This window comes from Phenylobacterium sp. (assembly GCF_035539035.1).
In the GTDB taxonomy this organism is placed as follows: domain Bacteria; phylum Pseudomonadota; class Alphaproteobacteria; order Caulobacterales; family Caulobacteraceae; genus Phenylobacterium.
Map to the genome: position 1 here is coordinate 122,780 of NZ_DATLJI010000014.1, position 17,489 is coordinate 140,268.

Sequence of the window (17,489 nt, forward strand, 5' to 3'; positions counted from 1 at the left end):
CAGAAGAAGAAACCATCAGGGAGGATGTGGCATGCCGTATGTCGAGGGCCAAACCATCCATGACGCGGACAGTCACGTCATGGAGCTGCCGGGCACGGTGAACCGGTACCTGGATCCGAAGTTCCGGGACGCCTTCGTGGAGAAGACCGGCCGCAAGGACGTGCTGCCCGAGTGGTTCGCCAACGCCGCGGCGAAGCACGAGGACCCGGAGTTCCGGGCCGGGGCCGAGGCCAACATCCTCTTGCGCAAGAACTACGAGGCCCTGGGCGCCTTCCGGGCCGACGACCGGCCGAAGACGCTCGACTATCTGGGGTTCGCGAGCCAGCTGGTCTTCACCACCGCCTGCCTGTCCAATTTCGGCCTGGAGCAGATGGGCGAGGTCGAGCTCGCGCTCGAGGCCGCCCGCGCCCACAACCGGATGATGACCGAGTTCTGCTCGGTGGACCGCCGGCTGCTGGCCACCGGCTATGTGCCGCTGATCGACCGGGCCCGGGCGCCGGAGATCGCCCGCGAGGCCATCGCCCTTGGCGCCAAGGCGCTGGTCATCCCGTCCCGCCACCCGCCGGGCTTCTCGCCCAGCCACCTGGAGCTCGACCCGCTGTGGGCGCTGGCGCAGGAGGCGGGCCTGCCGATCCTCTTCCACGTGGGCGGCGAGGAGAAGATGCACCGGGACTACCTGGAGAACGGCCTGCCCTATGTGAAGGACTTCCACGGCGGCGACGAGAACTTCACCTCCCTGACCTTCATGGCGATCCCGCTTTCGGTCTGGCAGACCCTGTCGGCCCTGGTCATCGACGGGGTGTTCGACCGCTTCCCGCGGCTGAAGTGGGGCGCGATCGAGCTCGGCGCGTCCTGGCTGCCCAGTCTGATGAAGTTCCTGGATTCCGGCGTCGCCGCCTTCGGGCGCGAGGAGCGGCTGCAGAAGCTGTCGGCCAGGCCCTCGGAGATCCTGCGCCGCCAGCTTCGCGTCACGCCCTATCCGCACGAGGACGTGGCCTGGATCATCGCCAACTCCGGCGAGGAGATGATCCTGTTCTCCTCGGACTTCCCGCACGTGGAGGGCGGCCGCAATCCGCTGAAGCGGTTCAACGACAGCCTCGCAGGCGTCAGCGACCGGGCGAAGCGCGCCTTCTACCGCGACAACTTCATCGACCTGATGGGCAGGGGCCTGGATCCGGCGCTGCACGACCTGCCGGAGCTGGCGGCGGCCTAGCCGGCCACGGCCTCGTCCTCGAGGCGGCCCTCGTCGGCGGCGGTGAGGGCGCGGAGCACCACCTCCAGAAGCTCCTCCACCTGGATGGGCTTCGACGCGTGCTCGGTGAAGCCGAGATCGAGGTAGCGCTGGCGGCCGCCCGAGGTGACGTCGGCGGTGAGGGCGACCACGGGGGCGTGGCGGTTGGGGCCCGCGGCGGTGCGCAGGCGCTGCAGGGCCTCGACGCCGGTCATGCCGGGCATCTGGATGTCCATCAGCACCAGGTCGAAGGCCTGGACGGCGAGGCGCTCGAGGGCCTCGGCGCCGCTGGCGGCGCGGATCACGGTGTGGCCGAAGCTGCCCAGCAGCTGCTCCAGGACCTGCAGGTTCACCGCATTGTCGTCCACGGCCAGGAAGGTCAGGGCGTCGGAGGGCGGCGGCTCGTCCGCGACGGCGCCGGCGGGCAGGCGGGGGCCCGAGGCCACCTCCACCGGGATCTCCACGTGGAAGGTGGAGCCGCAGCCCAGCTCGCTCTCCACCCAGATGCGGCCGCCCATCAGGTCGGTGAGCTGCTTGGCGATGGCCAGGCCCAGGCCGGTGCCGCCGAACCGGCGCGCCTCGGAGCCGTCGGCCTGGGTGAAGCGGTCGAACAGGGCCTCGAAGTGCTCGGCCGGGATGCCGGGCCCGGTGTCGCGCACGGAAAGGCGCAGCCAGACGGCGCGGGGGCCGTAGGGGCGGGCCTCGACCAGCACGTCGACTGCGCCCTTCTCGGTGAACTTCAGCGCATTGCCCAGCAGGTTGAACAGCACCTGTCGCAGGCGCAGCGCATCGATCAGCACGAACTCCGGCAGGTCCTCCTGCGCCTGCAGGCCCAGGCGGACGCCCTTCTCCTGGGCGCGGCCGCCCCAGAAACCCACGAGGCGGTCCAGGAACAGCTGCAGGTCCTCGGCGCCGCGGACGATCTCCAGCTTGCCCGCGTCGATCTTCGAGATGTCGAGGACGTCGTTGAGGATCCCCATCAGGTACTTGCCGCTGTCGATCAGGGTGTCGATGCGCTGGGCCTGCTTGGGGTCGCACTCGTCGCGCTTGAGCAGCTGGGCCATGCCCAGCACGCCGTTCATGGGGGTGCGAATCTCATGGCTCATGGTGGCCAGGAAGGCGGACTTGGCGCGGTGGGCGCGGCGGGCCTCGTCGCGCGCGGCGGCGAGGTCGGCCATCATGGCGACGTTGGTGGTGAAGGCCGCATGCCAGGTCTGGGTGGCGTAGCACATGCCCCGGGAGATCAGGTTGAGGATCAGGGTCATGCTGGCCAGGCTGAGCATGGCCGTGAGCGCCACCGCCGGCGGCAGCAGCGAGACGACCAGCACCGCGGCGGCGAGGAGCGCGGGCGCGACGAAGGACCAGAAGATCAGCCGCGACAGCGCGCCGGCCGACAGGGCGATGGCGACCATGCCGCAGAGCTGGAAGGCGAAGAAGATCAGCTCACCAGCGCCGCCGCTGAGCGCGATGGCGAGCACGGGGGCCAGGTAGACGCACACGCGGACGACGCTGAGCGCGGCGAGCTGGCGGAAGCCGCGGGCCGGCGCGGTGACGGAGGCGGCCGCCAGCCAGCGGCGCAGGACCAGCTGGAGGACGACGTCGAAGGCGCTGGCGCCGGCGAACAGGACGGCCGCGGCGAGCGGGTGGCCGAGCATCAGTACGCAGGCAGCCGAGATGGCGTTGAAGCCGAGGTGCGCCGGCAGGGGAAGGATCAGGCCCGCCAGTGTCAGCTGATAGGTGCTCTGCCCCGGCTCCACCGAGGCGTCGCCGCCCGCGCCCACGGTCCCGACCTGGCTTCGTGCGTCCATCTCGCCCCCTCTATGTGAGCGGGCTTAGGGTGGAATGGTAAACCGTAAGAGAACGACGGTAGCTCAACCCGGGGTGGCGGGGCCGGCTCAGCCGGCAAGGGCCTCCGCCGGCACGGATTCGAGGTCTCCCGCGCCGTCGCACACGCTATCGGCGAGCCCTGGGGCGCCGCTGAGCACCTGGGCCGCGAACAGCCGCGCGAGCGCCGGCTTGGCCTGCAGCCACGGGTCGGAGGCGCCGGAAGCGGCGAGCGCCTGGCGGCCCAGGATCCAGCCGCCGATCACATCGCCCGCCAGCTTCAGGTAGGGGGTGGCGGCAGCCTGGGCGGCGGGGCCGCCGTTGGCGAGGACCCAGTCGGTGGCGCGCTCCAGGGCCGCGACCCCGGCCGCGAGGCGGCGGCCCACGGGCGCCAGCTCCGGCGCGTCGGTCAGGGTCTGGGCGGTGACCAGCATCTCGGCGCAGAGCTCGCGCATCACCGCGCCGCCGGCCATCGGGACCTTGCGGCCGACGAGGTCGAGGGCCTGGATGCCGTTGGTCCCCTCGTAGATCGGGGCGATGCGGGCGTCGCGGTAGTGCTGGGCCGCGCCGGTCTCCTCGATGAAGCCCATGCCGCCGTGCACCTGGACGCCCAGGGAGGCGACCTCGACGCCGACGTCGGTGGACCAGGCCTTGGCGATCGGGGTGAGCAGCTCCTGGCGGGCCTTGGCGGCGGCGCGCTCCTGCTCGCTTTCGGCCAGCCGGGCGAGGTCGGCCAGCACGCCGGTGGTCAGGCAGATGCCGCGGGCCGCCTCGATCTTGGCCTTGGAGAGCATCAGCATCCGGCGCACGTCCGGGTGGCCCCAGATCGCGCCGTCGGCGGCCCAGGCGGCGCGGCCCTGGCGGCGCTCCTGGGCGAAGGCCAGGGCCTGCTGGAACGCCCGCTCGGCGATGGCGACGCCCTGCACGCCCACCTGCAGGCGGGCGGCGTTCATCATCACGAACATGTGGGCCAGGCCCTGGTTCAGCTCGCCGACCAGCTCGGCCTGGGCGCCCTCGTAGAGCATGACGCAGGTGGGCGAGGCGTGGATGCCGAGCTTGTGCTCGATGGACGCCGGCCGGAAATCGTTGCGGGCGCCCGGCTTCCCCTCGTCGTCCAGGAGATATTTCGAGGTCAGGAAGAGGCTGATGCCCTTCACCCCGGGCGGGGCGTCGGGCAGGCGGGCCAGCACCAGGTGGCAGATGTTGTCGGTGGCGTCGTGGTCGCCCCAGGTGATGAAGATCTTCTGGCCGTAGAGGCGATAGCCGCCCTGGCCGTCGGGCTCCGCGCGGGCGGTGAGCGCCGCCAGGTCCGTGCCGGCCTGCGGCTCGGTGAGCACCATGGCTCCGGTCCATTCGCCGGAGACGAGCTTCGGCAGGACGAGGCGCTTCTGCTTCTCGGTGCCGTGCAGGGTCAGGGCCTCGACGGCGGCCTGGGTCAGCATGGGGCAGAGGCCGAAGGACATGTTGGCCGCATGCACCATCTCGAAGACGGCGAGCTCCATGGCCTTGGGCAGGCCCTGGCCGCCGAACTCCGGATCGGCCGCCAGCGAGTTCCAGCCCTGCTCGGCGAACTGGCGGTAGGCCTCGCCGAAGCCCGGGGCGGCGCGCACCACGCCGTTCTCGAACTTGGCGCCTTCCAGGTCGCCCCGGCGGTTCAGCGGCGCGAGCACCTCGGTGGTGAAGCCGCCAGCGGCCTCCAGGACCGCGGCGATGGTGTCCGCGTCGAGATCGGGGAAGGCGCGCCGGACCAGGGCGTCGTGTCCGACGGTGGAGAGGGCGAAGGCGAGGTCGCGGACGGGCGCGCGGAAGGTCATGGGAACAGGGCTCCGAACTGCCGCCGCTGTTTAGGCCAAGGCGCGGCCGGGTCAAAGGTCGGCCGTAGGAACCCGTTCCATCGTCGCGCCTTTGCCGGCTGACGGGACGGCGGCGTCAGGCCGCCGCCAAAGAGGGATTGCGCCATGTCAGAAGACCTTCGTCCGCTCGCCGTGATCACCGGCGCCTCGTCCGGGATCGGCTACGAACTGGCCAGGCTCGCCGCCGAGGATGGCCACGACCTGATCATCGCCGCCGACCGGCCCGAGATCGTCGAGGCCGCCCAGGCGTTCCGCGCCACCGGCGTGAACGTGGAGCACCTGCAGGTCGACCTCTCCGAGCGCGACGGCGTCGACCGCCTCGTGGCCCTGGTGGCCGGCCGGCCGGTGGACGTGCTGATGGCCAACGCCGGCCACGGCCTGGGCCACGCCTTCCTCGAACAGCCGGTCGAGGACTGGATGCACGTCGTCGACACCAACATCACCGGCACGATCTACCTCGTGCAGAAGCTCGCGCCCGCCATGGTGGAGCGCGGCCGCGGCCGGATCCTGTTCACGGGATCCATCGCGGGCCTGATGCCCGGAACCTTCCAGGCGGTCTACAACGGCTCCAAGGCCTTCATCGACAGCTTCTCCTTCGCGCTGCGCAACGAGCTGAAGGACACCGGCGTCACGGTGACCTGCCTGATGCCGGGACCCACCGACACCGACTTCTTCGAGCGCGCCGGCCTGCAGGACACCAAGGTGGGCACGGACAAGAAGGACGATCCCGCCATGGTCGCCCGCGTCGGCTACCGCGCCATGATGCACGGCGAGGGCGACGTGGTGGCCGGGCTCAAGAACAAGGTCCAGGCGGCCATGTCGGCGGTGACGCCGCAGAGCGCGCTCGCCGAGATGCACCGCGGCATGGCCGAGCCGGGCTCGGGCCAGAAATAGTCCGCCAGCGGTTGACCTCGGGGGCGGCTTGCGGGTGTCCTTGCCGCCCCGAAGCACCCCGAGGTTTCCCATGAGCGATCCGGCCCACGCGCCGCGCGCGGTCGGCAGCGCCCGCTATTCGACCGTCGCCATCGTCCTGCACTGGACGATCGCGGCGCTGATCGTGCTGCAGGTGGTGCTGGCCGGGCGGATGGACGCGCCGCCCTCGCCGGAGCGGTTCGAGGTGACCCAGCTCCACAAGTCAGTGGGGATCACCGTCCTGCTGCTGAGCCTCCTGCGGCTGGCCTGGCGGCTCACGCACCCGCCGGCGCCGCTGCCGGACACCATGGCGCGCTGGGAAAAGGCGCTGGCGGGCGTGACCCACGTGCTGCTCTACGCGGTGATGATCGGCCTGCCGCTGACCGGCTGGGCGATGGTCTCGGCGAGCAAGCTCGGCCTGCCCACCATCCTCTACGGCCTGCTCCCCTGGCCCAACGTCCCGGGCCTCGCAGGCCTGGAGCCGGCGGCGAAGGAGGCCTGGCACGGGACCGCCGAGTTCGCCCACAAGGCGCTGGCCAAGGCGACCTATGTCCTCGTGGGCCTGCACGTGGCGGGCGCGCTCAAGCACCAGCTGTTCAGCCGCGACGAGCCGGTGCTGGCCCGCATGGCGCCGGGCGCGCGGGCCGGCCGGTGGCTTGAGCCTCGGGTCCTGATCATCCTGGCCGCCTTCCTGGCGGTGGTGGCGTTCGGGCGCGTGCTCGACCCGCCGCACCCGGGGATGTCGCCGCCGACGAAATCCGTCCCGGCCGCCGAGCCCCCCGAGGCGCAGGGGCCGCTGGAGGGGGCGGCTGCGCCCACACTGGGGTCCGCCGAGGGCCTCGCCCGCTGGCGCGTGGCGCCGGGCTCGGAGATCCGCTTCACGACGAGCTGGGGCGGACGGCCGATCGAGGGGCGGTTCACGCGCTGGCGCGCAGGCCTGCTCTACGGACCGGACGACCTGGAACGCTCGGGCGTCACCGCGATCATCGACGTCTCCTCGGCAGTCACCGGCGACGCCCAGCGGGACCAGGTGCTGCCCTCGGCCGACTGGCTGGACGCCGGGCGCCATCCCGAGGCGGTGTTCCGGGCCACGGGCTTCGAGCCGCTGGGCGGCGACCGCTACGTGGCCCGCGGGACGCTGGAACTGCGCGGCGTCGTGCGACCGCTGGCGCTGCCGTTCACCCTCGACGTCGAGGGCGACAAGGCGGAGGCGCACGGTGTAACCACCCTCGACCGGACGGCGTTCGGCGTGGGACAGGGCGAGTGGGCGAAGACCGACCAGATACCGGCCGTGGTGACGGTGCGCGTGGACCTCAAGGCGACGCGCGGATAGCGCAGGCCGCCGCGGCGCTGCGGGCCGGCGGCTTGGTGCTGATGCCTACTGAGACCGTCTATGGCCTGGCTGCCGACGCCGCCAAGGCGCGGGCGGTGGCGAAGGTCTACGAGGCGAAGGGCCGGCCGAGCTTCAACCCGCTGATCGCCCATGTGGCGGACCTCGCCATGGGGCGCAGGATCGCCCGCTTCGACACCCGCGCCCTGGCTCTCGCCGAACGGTTCTGGCCGGGGCCGCTGACCCTGGTGCTGCCGGCGGCGGACACCGACGCGGTCTGCGACCTCGCCCGGGCGGGGCTGGACACGGTGGCGGTCCGGGCGCCCGCGCATCCGATCGCCCACGCCCTGCTCCAGGCCTTCGGCGGCCCGCTGGTGGCGCCCTCCGCCAACCGCTCCGGGCGGCCCAGTCCGACGACGTTCGAAGACGCCGTGGAGGAGACCGGCGAGGCCGCGGCCGCGGCCCTGGACGGCGGCCCCTGCCGGGTGGGTCTGGAATCCACCGTCGTCGCCCTGCTGGACGCGCCGCGGCTGCTCAGGCCCGGCGCCGTCACCCGCGCGGAGATCGAGGCCGTCGTCGGCCCCCTGTCGGAGGCCGAGGCCGACGCGAAGCGCTCGCCGGGAAGGCTGGCGCGCCACTACGCGCCGAACGCGCCCGTGCGGCTGGAGGCGGCCGCGCCGCGGCCGGGGGAGGCCTGGCTCTCCTTTGGCCCGCAGGGGCAGGGGCCCTGGAACCTCAGCCCGACGGGGGACCTCGCCGAGGCCGCCGCCAACCTCTTCGCCTACCTGCGCGCCGCCGACCGGACCCGGCCGGCCGCCATCGCGGTGGCCCCGATCCCGGAGACCGGACTCGGCGAGGCGATCAACGACCGCCTGCGCCGGGCCGCGGGGTTTGTGGGCTAGGGCGCAGGAGCTATCGTCATCGTCATGACCGTTCCCGTTCCCTCCGACGTGCTCTCACGCCTGAAGGCCGTGCTGGGGGAGGGCGGCTGGAGCACCGATGCCGACCGCATCGCGCCGAAGCTCGTGGAGTGGCGCGACCGCTGGGTGGGGACCACGCCCTTCCTGGCCCTGCCCAAGACCACCGAGGACGTCGCCGCGGTGGTGGGGATCTGCTTCGAGGCCGGCGTGCCGATCACCACCCAGGGCGGCAACACCGGCCTGGTGGGCGGCCAGATCCCGCAGGGCGAGGTGCTGCTCTCCACCGAGCGGCTGCGCGCGATCCGCGACCTCGACGCCTTCGACGACGTGCTGGTGGCCGAGGCGGGCGTCACGCTGGCGGCGGTGCACGAGGCGGCCGCCGGGGCCAACCGGCGCTTCCCGCTGGGCCTCGCCTCCGAAGGCTCGGCCACGGTGGGCGGCTTCGTCTCCACCAACGCCGGCGGCACCCAGGTGCTGCGCTACGGCATGGCCCGCAACCTGGTGCTGGGGCTGGAGGCCGTGCTCCCCACCGGCGAGGTCTGGAACGGTCTGAAGCGGCTGCGCAAGGACAACACCGGCTACGACCTGAAGCAGCTGCTGATCGGCGCGGAGGGCACGCTGGGCGTGGTCACCGCCGCGGCGCTGAAACTGCATCCGGTGATGGCGAGCCGGGCGGTCGCCATGCTGGGCGTAGGCTCGCCGGAGGACGCCATCCGCCTGCTGGCGCGGGCCCGGGAGGAGACCGGCGGGGCGGTGGAGGCCTTCGAGCTGATGGCCCGCATCGGCGTCGACTTCGCGCTCCGGAACATCGCCGGCACGCGCGACCCGCTGGCCGAGTCGCACCCCTGGTACGTGCTGGCCGAGTTCGCGTCCGGCGAGCCCGGCTCGGCGGAGGCGGCCATGGAGCGGTTCCTGACCTCGGGCGTGGAAGACGGCCTGATCCGCGACGCCGTGGTGGCCCAGTCCGACGTCCAGGCCAAGGCGCTGTGGGCGATCCGCGAGAACCAGTCGCCGGCCCAGAAGCCCGAGGGCGCCACCTGGAAGCACGACGTCGCCGTGCCGGTGAGCCAGGTCGCCGTCTTCCTGGCCGAGGCCACCGCCGCCATGCAGGCGTTCGCGCCGGGCTGCCGCATCGCCGCCTTCGGCCACGCCGGCGACGGCAACATCCACTACGACGTGCTGCGGCCCGACGGCGGCTCCGACGCCGAACACGCCGCCAAGCGCGACGAGGGCAGCCGGAAGGTGCACGACATCGTGGCCAGGCTGGGCGGCTCGATCAGCGCCGAGCACGGCCTCGGGGCGATGAAGACCGCCGAGGCCCTGCGCTACAAGAGCCCGGTGGAAGTGGCCGCCATGCGGGCGATCCGCCAGGCGCTCGACCCGAAGCGCATTATGAACCCGCGGGTCCTGTTCTAAAGGCGGGGCGGGGGTTGGCGCTCGCCGCGGTGAAGCCTATGAGGCGGCGATGCTCATCGTGCTTTCCCCGGCCAAGGCGCTCGACTTCAGCGCGCCGCCGGTTTCTGCGCCCGTAACGACGCCGCAGCTCGGGAGCGAGACGGCCGAGCTCTCCAAGGTGACGAAGAAGCTCCGCGCCGCCGACCTGAAGCGGCTGATGAGCCTGTCGGACGCCCTGGCCAAGCTGAACCGAGAGCGCTTCCAGGCTTTCGATCCCGCGTCGGAGGAGGGGCTGCAGGCGGCCTTCGCCTTCAACGGCGACGTCTATGCGGGCCTGCAGGCGCGCACCCTGGACAAGAAGGGCCTGGCCTGGGCGCAGGATCATGTGCGGATCCTCTCAGGCCTCTACGGCGTGCTGCGGCCGCTGGACGCCATCCAGCCCTACCGGCTGGAGATGGGGACGCGGCTGAAGACCAAGCGCGGCCAGAGCCTCTACGACTTCTGGGGCGGCAAGATCGCCGAGGCGCTGAACGCCGACGCCATGGGCCACAACGACAAGACCCTCGTGAACTGCGCCAGCGGCGAGTACTTCGGGGCGGTGGACCGCGCGGCCCTGAAGCTGCCGGTGCTGTCCTGCCGCTTCCTGGAGGAGAAGGATGGCGAGGCCCGCATCATCTCCTTCTACGCGAAGCGCGCCCGGGGGATGCTCGCCCGCTGGGCGATCGACAACCGGCTGGACCGGCACGAGGCGCTGAAGGGCTTCGACGTCGCCGGCTACCGTTTCGTCCCCGAGCTCTCCAGCGAGAGCGAGTACACCTTCGCCCGGCCGCAGCCGCCGCCGGCCGCCCAGACCCGCAAGGAGGCCGACTGATGCCCGCGCCCTACAACCTCGACGGCCAGGTGGCGGTGGTCACCGGCTCGACCAGCGGCATCGGCCAGGCCATGGCCGAGGCGCTGGCGCGGCAGGGCGTGAACGTGGTGCTGAACGGCTTCGGCGACCCGGCGCAGATCGAGACCGACCGGCGCCGGATCGAGGCCGAGACCGGCGTGAAGGTGCTCTACCACGGCGCCGACATGACCAGGCCCGGCGAGATCACGGACCTGATCGACACCGCCTGGCGCGAGCTCGGGCGGCTGGACATCCTGGTCAACAACGCCGGCATCCAGCACGTGGCCCCGGTGGACGAGTTCCCGCCCGAGAAGTGGGACGCGATCATCGCCATCAACCTGACCAGCGCCTTCCACGCCACCCGCGCGGCCCTGCCGGTGATGAAAGCCGCCGGGCGCGGCCGGATCGTCAACCTGGCCTCGGCGCACGGCCTCGTCGCCTCGCCGTTCAAGTCGGCCTATGTGGCGGCCAAGCACGGGATCGTCGGCTTCACCAAGTCCTGTGCCCTGGAGGTCGCCCGTCAGGGGATCACCGTGAACGCCATCTGCCCGGGCTATGTGAAGACGCCGCTGGTGGAGGCCCAGATCGCCGACCAGGCCAAGGCGCGCGGCATTGCCGTCGACCGGGTCGTGGAGGACGTCATCCTCGCCGCCCAGCCGAACAAGAGCTTCATCGAGTACGAACAGCTGGCCGGCCTGCTGCTCTACCTGGTCTCCGACATGGGCGCTGGGACCACCGGCGCGGCGCTCACCGTCGACGGCGGCTGGACGGCGGCTTGACGACCGTGGGGTAACCGGGGCCTTTCCTCTCCCAACGACTGTTTGAAAAAGGAGCGGGAGGCCATGGCGTTCAATCCCTTCGACCTGACGGGCAAGGTGGCCCTGGTCACCGGCGGCAATGGCGGGATCGGCCTGGGCATGGCCGAGGGCCTGGCCGCGGCCGGCGCCAAGGTGGCGATCTGGGGCCAGAACCCGGAGAAGAACGCCCGCGCCGAGGCGACGTTGAAGGCGCATGGCGTCGAGGTCCTCGTGCAGAAGGTGGACGTGGCGGACGAGGCGGCCGTGGTGGCCGGCGTCGCCGAGGTCCTGAAGACCTTCGGCCGGCTCGACTTCTGCGTCGCCAACGCCGGCATCGGCGGCGGCGGGCCGTTCGAGGAGATGACCACCGAGCGCTGGCGGCGGGTCACCACGGTGAACCTGGACGCGGTGTTCTGGACCTTCCGCGAGGCCGCCAGGCACATGGTCGAGCGGGCGCGGTCCGGCGATCCGGGCGGCTCGCTGGCGGTGACCTCCTCGACCTCGGCGATCCATGGGGCTCCGCGCAACGAGGCCTATGCCTCGACCAAGGGCGCCGTGCTCTCGATGGTGCGGGGCCTGGCGGTGGAGTACGCGCGCTACGGCATCCGGGCCAATTCGATCCTGCCCGGCTGGATCGCCACCGACATGACCGCCGGCGCCCAGGACAACGACAAGTTCAACGAGCAGGTGATCCTGAAGCGCGTGCCCATGCGCCGCTGGGGCGACGGCGCGGACTTCTCGGGCATCGCCGTCTATCTGGCCTCCGACGCCTCGCGCTTCCACACCGGCGACAGCTTCGTGATCGACGGCGGCTATACGATCTTCTGAGGCGCCTGACCTCGGGTCACGGTTTCCAACGATAACCTACGGCGCCATCCTCCGCGGCAACGACACAACGGGAGGATGGCGATGACCCTGCACACGAAGCTTTGCGACCTGCTGGGCGTGCAGCACCCGATCATGCTGGCTGGCATGGGCGGCGTCTCCTACGCCGAGCTCGTGGCCGCGGTGTCCAACGCCGGCGGCTACGGCGTGCTGGGCATGGCCGGGCGCGGGCCCGACTTCATCCGCGACCAGATGCGCCTGGTGAAGACGCTCACCGACAGGCCGTTCGGCGTCGACCTCCTGGCGGCCAGCCCGGAGAGCCTGACGGCCTCGGTGGACGTGATCATCGAGGAGGGCGCCTCGTCCTTCGTGGCCGGGCTCGGCGTGCCGATGCCGATCATGGAGAAGCTGAAGAAGGCGGGCCTGAAGGTGATGGTCGTCTGCGGCGCGGTGAAGCACGCGGTGAAGGCCGAGCAGGCCGGCTGCGACGCGGTGATCTGCCAGGGCGGCGAGGGCGGCGGGCACACCGGCCTGGTGGGCACCATGCCGCTGGTCGCCCAGGCGGTGGAGGCGGTGAAGGTCCCGGTGGTGGCGGCCGGCGGCCTCTACGACGGCCGAGGCCTGGCCGCGGCGCTGAGCCTGGGTGCGGTGGGCGTGTGGATGGGCACCCGGTTCATCGCCTCGAAGGAGGCGCACGCCGGCGAGCTCTACCGCGAGACCATCCTGGAGGCGTCCGACGAGGACACCATCCGCACCCGCAGCTACTCCGGCAAGCCGATGCGGGTGAAGAAGAACCCGTATGTCGAGGACTGGGAGAAGCGTCCGCAGGACATCCAGCCCTTCCCGATGCAGGCGATGATCTCGCACAACGCCGGCGTCATGGGCGGCATCGGCGGCCAGATCGAGGGACTCGATCCGGACAAGTCCTGCTTCGCCATGGGCCAGTCGGCGGGCGGGGTGCGCGAGGTGCTGCCGGCCGGCGAGATCGTCCGGCGGATCATGGCCGAGGCAGAGGCCGCCATCGACCAGGTGGCGGCGCTGCGCGGACGGACGAAGGTCCCGGCCTAGGGCGCGGCCGCCAGGTAGCCCGGCGGATCCTTCAGGAAGGCCGCGAAGTCGCCGAGGCAGCCCCGCCAGGCGTCGACGTGGGTGGTCATCTCCTGGCGCGTGTCGCCGCGGAACAACAGGGCCGAATAGGTCACGTGGGCCACGCCGCCCCGCGCCTGGTGCGTGCGGCAGAGCGCGGAGCTCTGGTTGAAGCCGTTGAGGTGGGCGAGCGTCGGCGACGACGACTTGGCCGCGAAGTCGAACAGGGCGGCCTTGCAGGTCCGCCCTTGCCCATCGCAGCCGACGAACTGGACCGTGAAGTCCGCGGCCGGCGAGGTGACGGTCACCAGCACCGCATCGGCGTCCCGCTGGCCCACCTGGGCCCTGGCGCCGGCGGCGTTCAGCAGGCCGGACAGGGAGGCCGGGTCCTGGGCGTTGAACGGGCCGGCGGCGGCGGCGACCGGGGCGGGTTTCGCCGGCGCGGCTTTCGCGGGGGACGCCTTGGCCGGAGCCGCCTTGGGGCCCTGGGCGACGACGGGGCCGGCCAGCGCGAGCGTGGCCAGCAAGACGGGCAGGGACAGGTTCCTGAGCATCATGGTGCGCTAGCAGACCCAGGACCTGGGCGCGAGCATGGCGCGGCGGCGTGCGCTCTGGTTGCGGCGGCGGGATTGGGGTAGCCTCGCGGAAACCCTTCCCGCCGTGGAGCGATGGTGATGCGTTCTGTTGTCCTGGCCCTTGCTGTGGCGGTCCTGTCGGCGCCGGCGTTCGCGCAGGATCCTGCGCCGGCCCCCACCGCGCCGGCGACGGCCGAGAAGCCGGAGATCACCGCCCGCGAGCGCCTGGAAGCCGACAAGCTGCGCCCGGGCCGCGGCCAGCTCGAGAGCTACGTCACCGAGCGGAAGGGCTCGGCGGTCGGCGGCGACGACAAGCGCAAGTGGGAGACCACCCGCGACAAGATCGACGCGGCGCTGCAGCAGGGCGACTGCGACGGCGCGCGCAAGCTGGCCACCAACGAAGGCCTGCACGATCTGGCCGCCCAGATCCGCCGGGCCTGCCGCAAGAGCTGAGGTTTCGTCCCCCAAAGGAGGTCTGTTCGATGCGCGTACTCGTTGCTCTCGTCGGTCTGGGCCTCCTGGCGGCTCCAGGCTTCGCCGGCGGACAGCCGGCCCCGGCGGACCGCGACCCCGCCGGCTGCCGGGTGGGCCAGGCCCTCGCCTGCCCGTCGCTCCGCGCAGGCGTCCCGCCCCGGATGAGCGTCGCCGCTGTCGAGCGCGGCCGCGACTGGGAGGCGCTGAAGGCCCGCGTCGACCCGCTGCTGGCGGCTGGCCGCTGCGACGAGGCGCGTGCGATACTTGTCAGCGAGGGACGTCACGCCCTGGCCGACAAGGTCGAGAAGGTCTGCAAGGCGCGCGGCTGACCCGCGCAGCAGCTCTCGATTCCCGTATCGTGCAGCTCTGACCGTCGATAATCTGTCCCGGTCTTCGGGAGGGATGTCATGGAACTGGCTGTCGCGCTCGTCTTCCTGGCGCTTGCGGTGATTGTCGCGATCAGCGCGATCAAGATCGTGCCCCAGGGGCGCGAATACACGGTGGAGCGGTTCGGCCGCTACACCCGGACGCTCGCCCCCGGCATCAGCTTCCTCACCCCGTTCGTCGAGACCGTCGGGCGCAAGGTGAACATGATGGAGCAGGTGCTGGATGTGCCGCGCCAGGAGGTGATCACCAAGGACAACGCGGTGGTCCAGGTGGACGGCATCGTCTTCATCCAGGTGATGGACGCCGCGGCGGCCGCCTACCGCGTCGACAACCTGACCTACGCCATCACCCAGCTCGCGATGACCAACCTGCGCACCGTGGTCGGCTCGATGGAGCTGGACGAGGTGCTGTTCCAGCGTGACGCGATCAACTCGCGGCTGCTCAACGTCATCGACGCCGCCACCAGCCCGTGGGGCGTGAAGGTGGCGCGCATCGAGATCAAGGACCTGCAGCCGCCGCCGGACATCACCAACGCCATGGCCCGGCAGATGAAGGCCGAGCGGGAGCGGCGGGCGGTGATCACCGAGGCCGACGGCGAGAAGTCGGCCGCGATCGCCCGCGCCGAGGGCGCCAAGCAGGCGGCGATCCTGGAGGCCGAGGGCCGCCGCGAGGCCGCCTTCCGCGACGCCGAGGCCCGCGAGCGCGAGGCCGAGGCCGAGGCCAAGGCGACCGAGATGGTGTCCAACGCCATCGCCCGCGGTGACGTGAACGCCATCAACTATTTCGTGGCCCAGCGGTATGTGGAGGCCTTCGCCAAGCTGGCCGAGAGCCCGCAGCAGAAGACGGTCATCGTCCCGGCCGAGATGAGCGCCCTGGTGGGCTCCATCGGCGGCATCGGCGAACTGGTGAAGGCCGTGCAGGCCGACGGCCCGCCCGCGCCGCCGCCTCGCCCGAGGCCGCCCCGCGGCTCGGCCGTGCCCCCGACCGGAGCCTGACCATGGACGGGCTGCTCGACCTCTATCTGGCGCACCCCTTCTGGGCCTGGGCGGCGCTGGGCGCGGCGTTGCTGGCCATCGAGATCCTCACCGGCTCGGGCTGGCTGCTCTGGGCCTCGGCGGCGGCCGGCGTGGTCGGGCTCGCCGCGCTCGCCGGCCTGTCGCTGCCGGCCGCCCTGCTGCTCTATGCGGCGCTGACCATCGTCTCGACGCTGGCGGCGCGGCGGTACCTGCCGCGGTCCGTGATCGGCGCCGGCCAGGACATCAACGACAACATCGCCCGGCTGCTGGGGCACCGGGGCGAGGCGGTCGGGGCCTTCGAGAACCGCGCGGGCCGGGTGTTCATCGACGGCAAGGAGTGGGCGGCCGAGCTCGCCGAGGGCGAGCGGCTCAAGGACGGCGCCCACGTCGAGGTCGTCGGCGTGAGCGGGACGCGGCTGCAGGTCCGCGAGGCCCGGGCTTCGCCGTAACACGGGTCTTCCGGACGGCGCCCAGAGGGCGTTGCGGAAGGCCTAAGCCATTGGAACCGCGCCACACTTCGGCCGGGTTCGCCGCTCATCTTGACCCTGAGGACTATGGGGCGCTTATGTGCGCGCCGAAGGAAAACCCCAGGAGAGATTTCTGAGATGAGGCCCAGAGCATTTGGACTGGTCGCGGCCCTGGCCACCGCCGTGCTGGTCCCGGCCGCCGCCATGTCGCAGGCCAAGAAGGGTGATGCGGTCACCGAGGCCCAGCGCAAGCAGGGCATGGCCGAGGCGCCGGCGGTGGTCCAGTCGCTGGGCCTGAACTGCCAGGTGACCGACGCCCGCTTCGTCGGCAAGCAGGAAGACAAGAAGGCGAAGACCTCGACCAACTTCTACGAAGTGGCCTGCCAGCAGGGGATGGGCTTCGTGCTGCAGGCCCCGGCCGGCGGACAAGCCAGCGCCTTCACCTGCATCGAGGCCAACACCGTGCCGGAAGGCGCCAAGGAGGCCTCCCTGCCGTGCAAGCTGGCGGCGAACAGCGACCCGAAGTCGGTGCTGACCCCCATGCTGCAGAAGGCCGGCGCGGCCTGCGTCCCCGAGCGCACCCGCGGCATCGGCCAGGGCAAGACCCAGACCTACATCGAAGTCGCCTGCCAGGGCGGCGAGGGCTACATCGTGCTGGCGTCGGCGCCGTTCGATCCGACGAAGGAAGCCCAGGCCCAGAACTGCCTGAATTTCGATGACAGCGAGGGCAACATCAAGTGCACCCTCACCGACAAGGCCTCGCGCCTGGCGGTGGTGGACAAGTACGCGGCCACGACGCAGTGCGCGGTGAAGGACCGGCGCTTCGTCGGCGCCTCCAAGGACGGCGCGAACTTCTTCGAGGCCTCCTGCCAGGACGGCAAGGGCTACATCTACAAGATCGCCAACGGCCAGGTCGCCCAGAGCTGGGACTGCGCCAAGGCCAACGGCGTGCTCGGCGGCTGCACCCTGACGGACGCCCGCCAGGCGCAGAACGAACAGGCCGGCCTCTACACCCGGCTGGCCAAGGCCGCCGGCTCCACCTGCGACGTCGACAAGTACGCCCTGTTCCCGATGCGCGGGAACGAGGAAGTCGTGGAGATGGTCTGCAAGGACGGCAAGGGCGCCGTGGGCATCTTCCCGGCCAGCGGCAAGGGCCAGGTGCTCGACTGCGGCCGCGCGCTGGTGGCCGGCTATAAGTGCGGCCTGGGCCCGGTGGACTACGCCGGCCTGACCGCCGACCTGAAGAAGAACAACGTGCAGTCCTGCGTGGTGTCGAACTCGCGCCTGGCCGCCAAGACGCAGAAGGGCACCACGCTCGTGGAAGTCGCCTGCGCCGATGGCCTGAAGGGCTACATGATCGAGTACAACACCGCGCCGACCGTGACCGCGATCGGGGCGACGGGCTGCGCCTTCACTGGCGGCTGCAAGCTGCCCGGCAACAGCTAGGGCTCTCACCAGCCTGGATGAACGAGGCCCGCGGGTTCGCCCGCGGGCCTTTTTCTTTGCGC

The 17,489-nt window shown here is 71.6% G+C and carries 17 protein-coding genes; 14 read left to right on the forward strand and 3 right to left on the reverse strand.

The window, feature by feature from the left end; all coding sequences use genetic code 11:
- Window positions 1–31 precede the first annotated feature (31 nt).
- The gene (locus VM685_RS10175) at window positions 32–1,213 is read left to right on the forward strand and encodes an amidohydrolase family protein (RefSeq protein ID WP_325460036.1); all 1,182 of its coding nucleotides are present in this window, start codon (window positions 32–34) and stop codon (window positions 1,211–1,213) included.
- Here the strand turns inward: VM685_RS10175 and VM685_RS10180 are convergent.
- Window positions 1,210–3,039, reverse strand: a complete 1,830-nt coding sequence (locus tag VM685_RS10180) for an ATP-binding protein (RefSeq protein ID WP_325460037.1) — start codon at window positions 3,037–3,039, stop codon at window positions 1,210–1,212. The two genes, VM685_RS10175 and VM685_RS10180, sit on opposite strands and share 4 nt — an antisense overlap.
- Before the next feature lie 87 nt (window positions 3,040–3,126).
- Entirely contained in the window at window positions 3,127–4,869 is a 1,743-nt protein-coding gene (locus VM685_RS10185) for an acyl-CoA dehydrogenase (RefSeq protein ID WP_325460038.1), read from the reverse strand.
- A gap of 144 nt (window positions 4,870–5,013) precedes the next feature.
- Between VM685_RS10185 and VM685_RS10190 the strand changes: the two genes are divergently transcribed.
- The 8 genes from VM685_RS10190 to VM685_RS10225 all read left to right on the forward strand — a co-directional run bounded on the left by VM685_RS10190 (window position 5,014) and on the right by VM685_RS10225 (window position 13,044).
- The gene (locus VM685_RS10190) at window positions 5,014–5,802 is read left to right on the forward strand and encodes an SDR family NAD(P)-dependent oxidoreductase (protein ID WP_325460039.1); all 789 of its coding nucleotides are present in this window, start codon (window positions 5,014–5,016) and stop codon (window positions 5,800–5,802) included.
- 70 nt (window positions 5,803–5,872) lie between these two features.
- Window positions 5,873–7,153 carry a cytochrome b/b6 domain-containing protein gene (locus VM685_RS10195; RefSeq protein ID WP_325460040.1) on the forward strand — a complete coding sequence of 427 codons (1,281 nt, stop codon included), beginning with the start codon at window positions 5,873–5,875 and terminating at the stop codon, window positions 7,151–7,153.
- A gap of 17 nt (window positions 7,154–7,170) precedes the next feature.
- The gene (locus VM685_RS10200) at window positions 7,171–8,052 is read left to right on the forward strand and encodes an L-threonylcarbamoyladenylate synthase (protein ID WP_325460374.1); all 882 of its coding nucleotides are present in this window, start codon (window positions 7,171–7,173) and stop codon (window positions 8,050–8,052) included.
- Window positions 8,053–8,076: 24 nt separating this feature from the next.
- Window positions 8,077–9,486, forward strand: a complete 1,410-nt coding sequence (locus tag VM685_RS10205; RefSeq protein ID WP_325460041.1) for an FAD-binding oxidoreductase — start codon at window positions 8,077–8,079, stop codon at window positions 9,484–9,486.
- A gap of 49 nt (window positions 9,487–9,535) precedes the next feature.
- Complete coding sequence (gene yaaA, locus VM685_RS10210; protein ID WP_325460042.1) at window positions 9,536–10,336, forward strand: peroxide stress protein YaaA; 801 nt, start codon at window positions 9,536–9,538, stop codon at window positions 10,334–10,336.
- The gene (locus VM685_RS10215) at window positions 10,336–11,133 is read left to right on the forward strand and encodes a 3-hydroxybutyrate dehydrogenase (protein WP_325460043.1); all 798 of its coding nucleotides are present in this window, start codon (window positions 10,336–10,338) and stop codon (window positions 11,131–11,133) included. Before yaaA ends, VM685_RS10215 begins: the two co-directional genes overlap by 1 nt.
- Before the next feature lie 63 nt (window positions 11,134–11,196).
- Window positions 11,197–11,979, forward strand: a complete 783-nt coding sequence (locus VM685_RS10220; protein ID WP_325460044.1) for an SDR family NAD(P)-dependent oxidoreductase — start codon at window positions 11,197–11,199, stop codon at window positions 11,977–11,979.
- An 81-nt stretch (window positions 11,980–12,060) separates the two neighbouring features.
- A complete protein-coding gene (locus tag VM685_RS10225; RefSeq protein WP_325460045.1) occupies window positions 12,061–13,044 on the forward strand; it encodes a nitronate monooxygenase family protein in 984 nt (327 codons plus the stop codon).
- On the opposite strand, the gene VM685_RS10230 is transcribed toward VM685_RS10225, so the two are convergent.
- Window positions 13,041–13,619, reverse strand: a complete 579-nt coding sequence (locus VM685_RS10230; RefSeq protein ID WP_325460046.1) for a YbjN domain-containing protein — start codon at window positions 13,617–13,619, stop codon at window positions 13,041–13,043. The genes VM685_RS10225 and VM685_RS10230 overlap by 4 nt on opposite strands.
- 117 nt (window positions 13,620–13,736) lie before the next feature.
- Here VM685_RS10230 and VM685_RS10235 point away from each other — a divergent pair, with 117 nt between their 5' ends.
- From VM685_RS10235 to VM685_RS10255, 5 genes are all read left to right on the forward strand, one after another.
- Entirely contained in the window at window positions 13,737–14,090 is a 354-nt protein-coding gene (locus tag VM685_RS10235; protein ID WP_325460047.1) for a hypothetical protein, read from the forward strand.
- 29 nt (window positions 14,091–14,119) lie between these two features.
- Window positions 14,120–14,440 carry a hypothetical protein gene (locus VM685_RS10240; RefSeq protein ID WP_325460048.1) on the forward strand — a complete coding sequence of 107 codons (321 nt, stop codon included), beginning with the start codon at window positions 14,120–14,122 and terminating at the stop codon, window positions 14,438–14,440.
- A 78-nt stretch (window positions 14,441–14,518) separates the two neighbouring features.
- A complete protein-coding gene (locus tag VM685_RS10245; RefSeq protein ID WP_325460049.1) occupies window positions 14,519–15,493 on the forward strand; it encodes an SPFH domain-containing protein in 975 nt (324 codons plus the stop codon).
- Window positions 15,494–15,495: 2 nt separating this feature from the next.
- Window positions 15,496–15,963 (forward strand): NfeD family protein, encoded by a 468-nt coding sequence (locus VM685_RS10250; RefSeq protein WP_325460050.1) that lies wholly within the window; start codon window positions 15,496–15,498, stop codon window positions 15,961–15,963.
- 156 nt (window positions 15,964–16,119) lie between these two features.
- On the forward strand, window positions 16,120–17,427 hold the full coding sequence (locus tag VM685_RS10255; RefSeq protein ID WP_325460051.1) for a hypothetical protein: 1,308 nt from the start codon (window positions 16,120–16,122) through the stop codon (window positions 17,425–17,427).
- Window positions 17,428–17,489 lie beyond the last annotated feature (62 nt).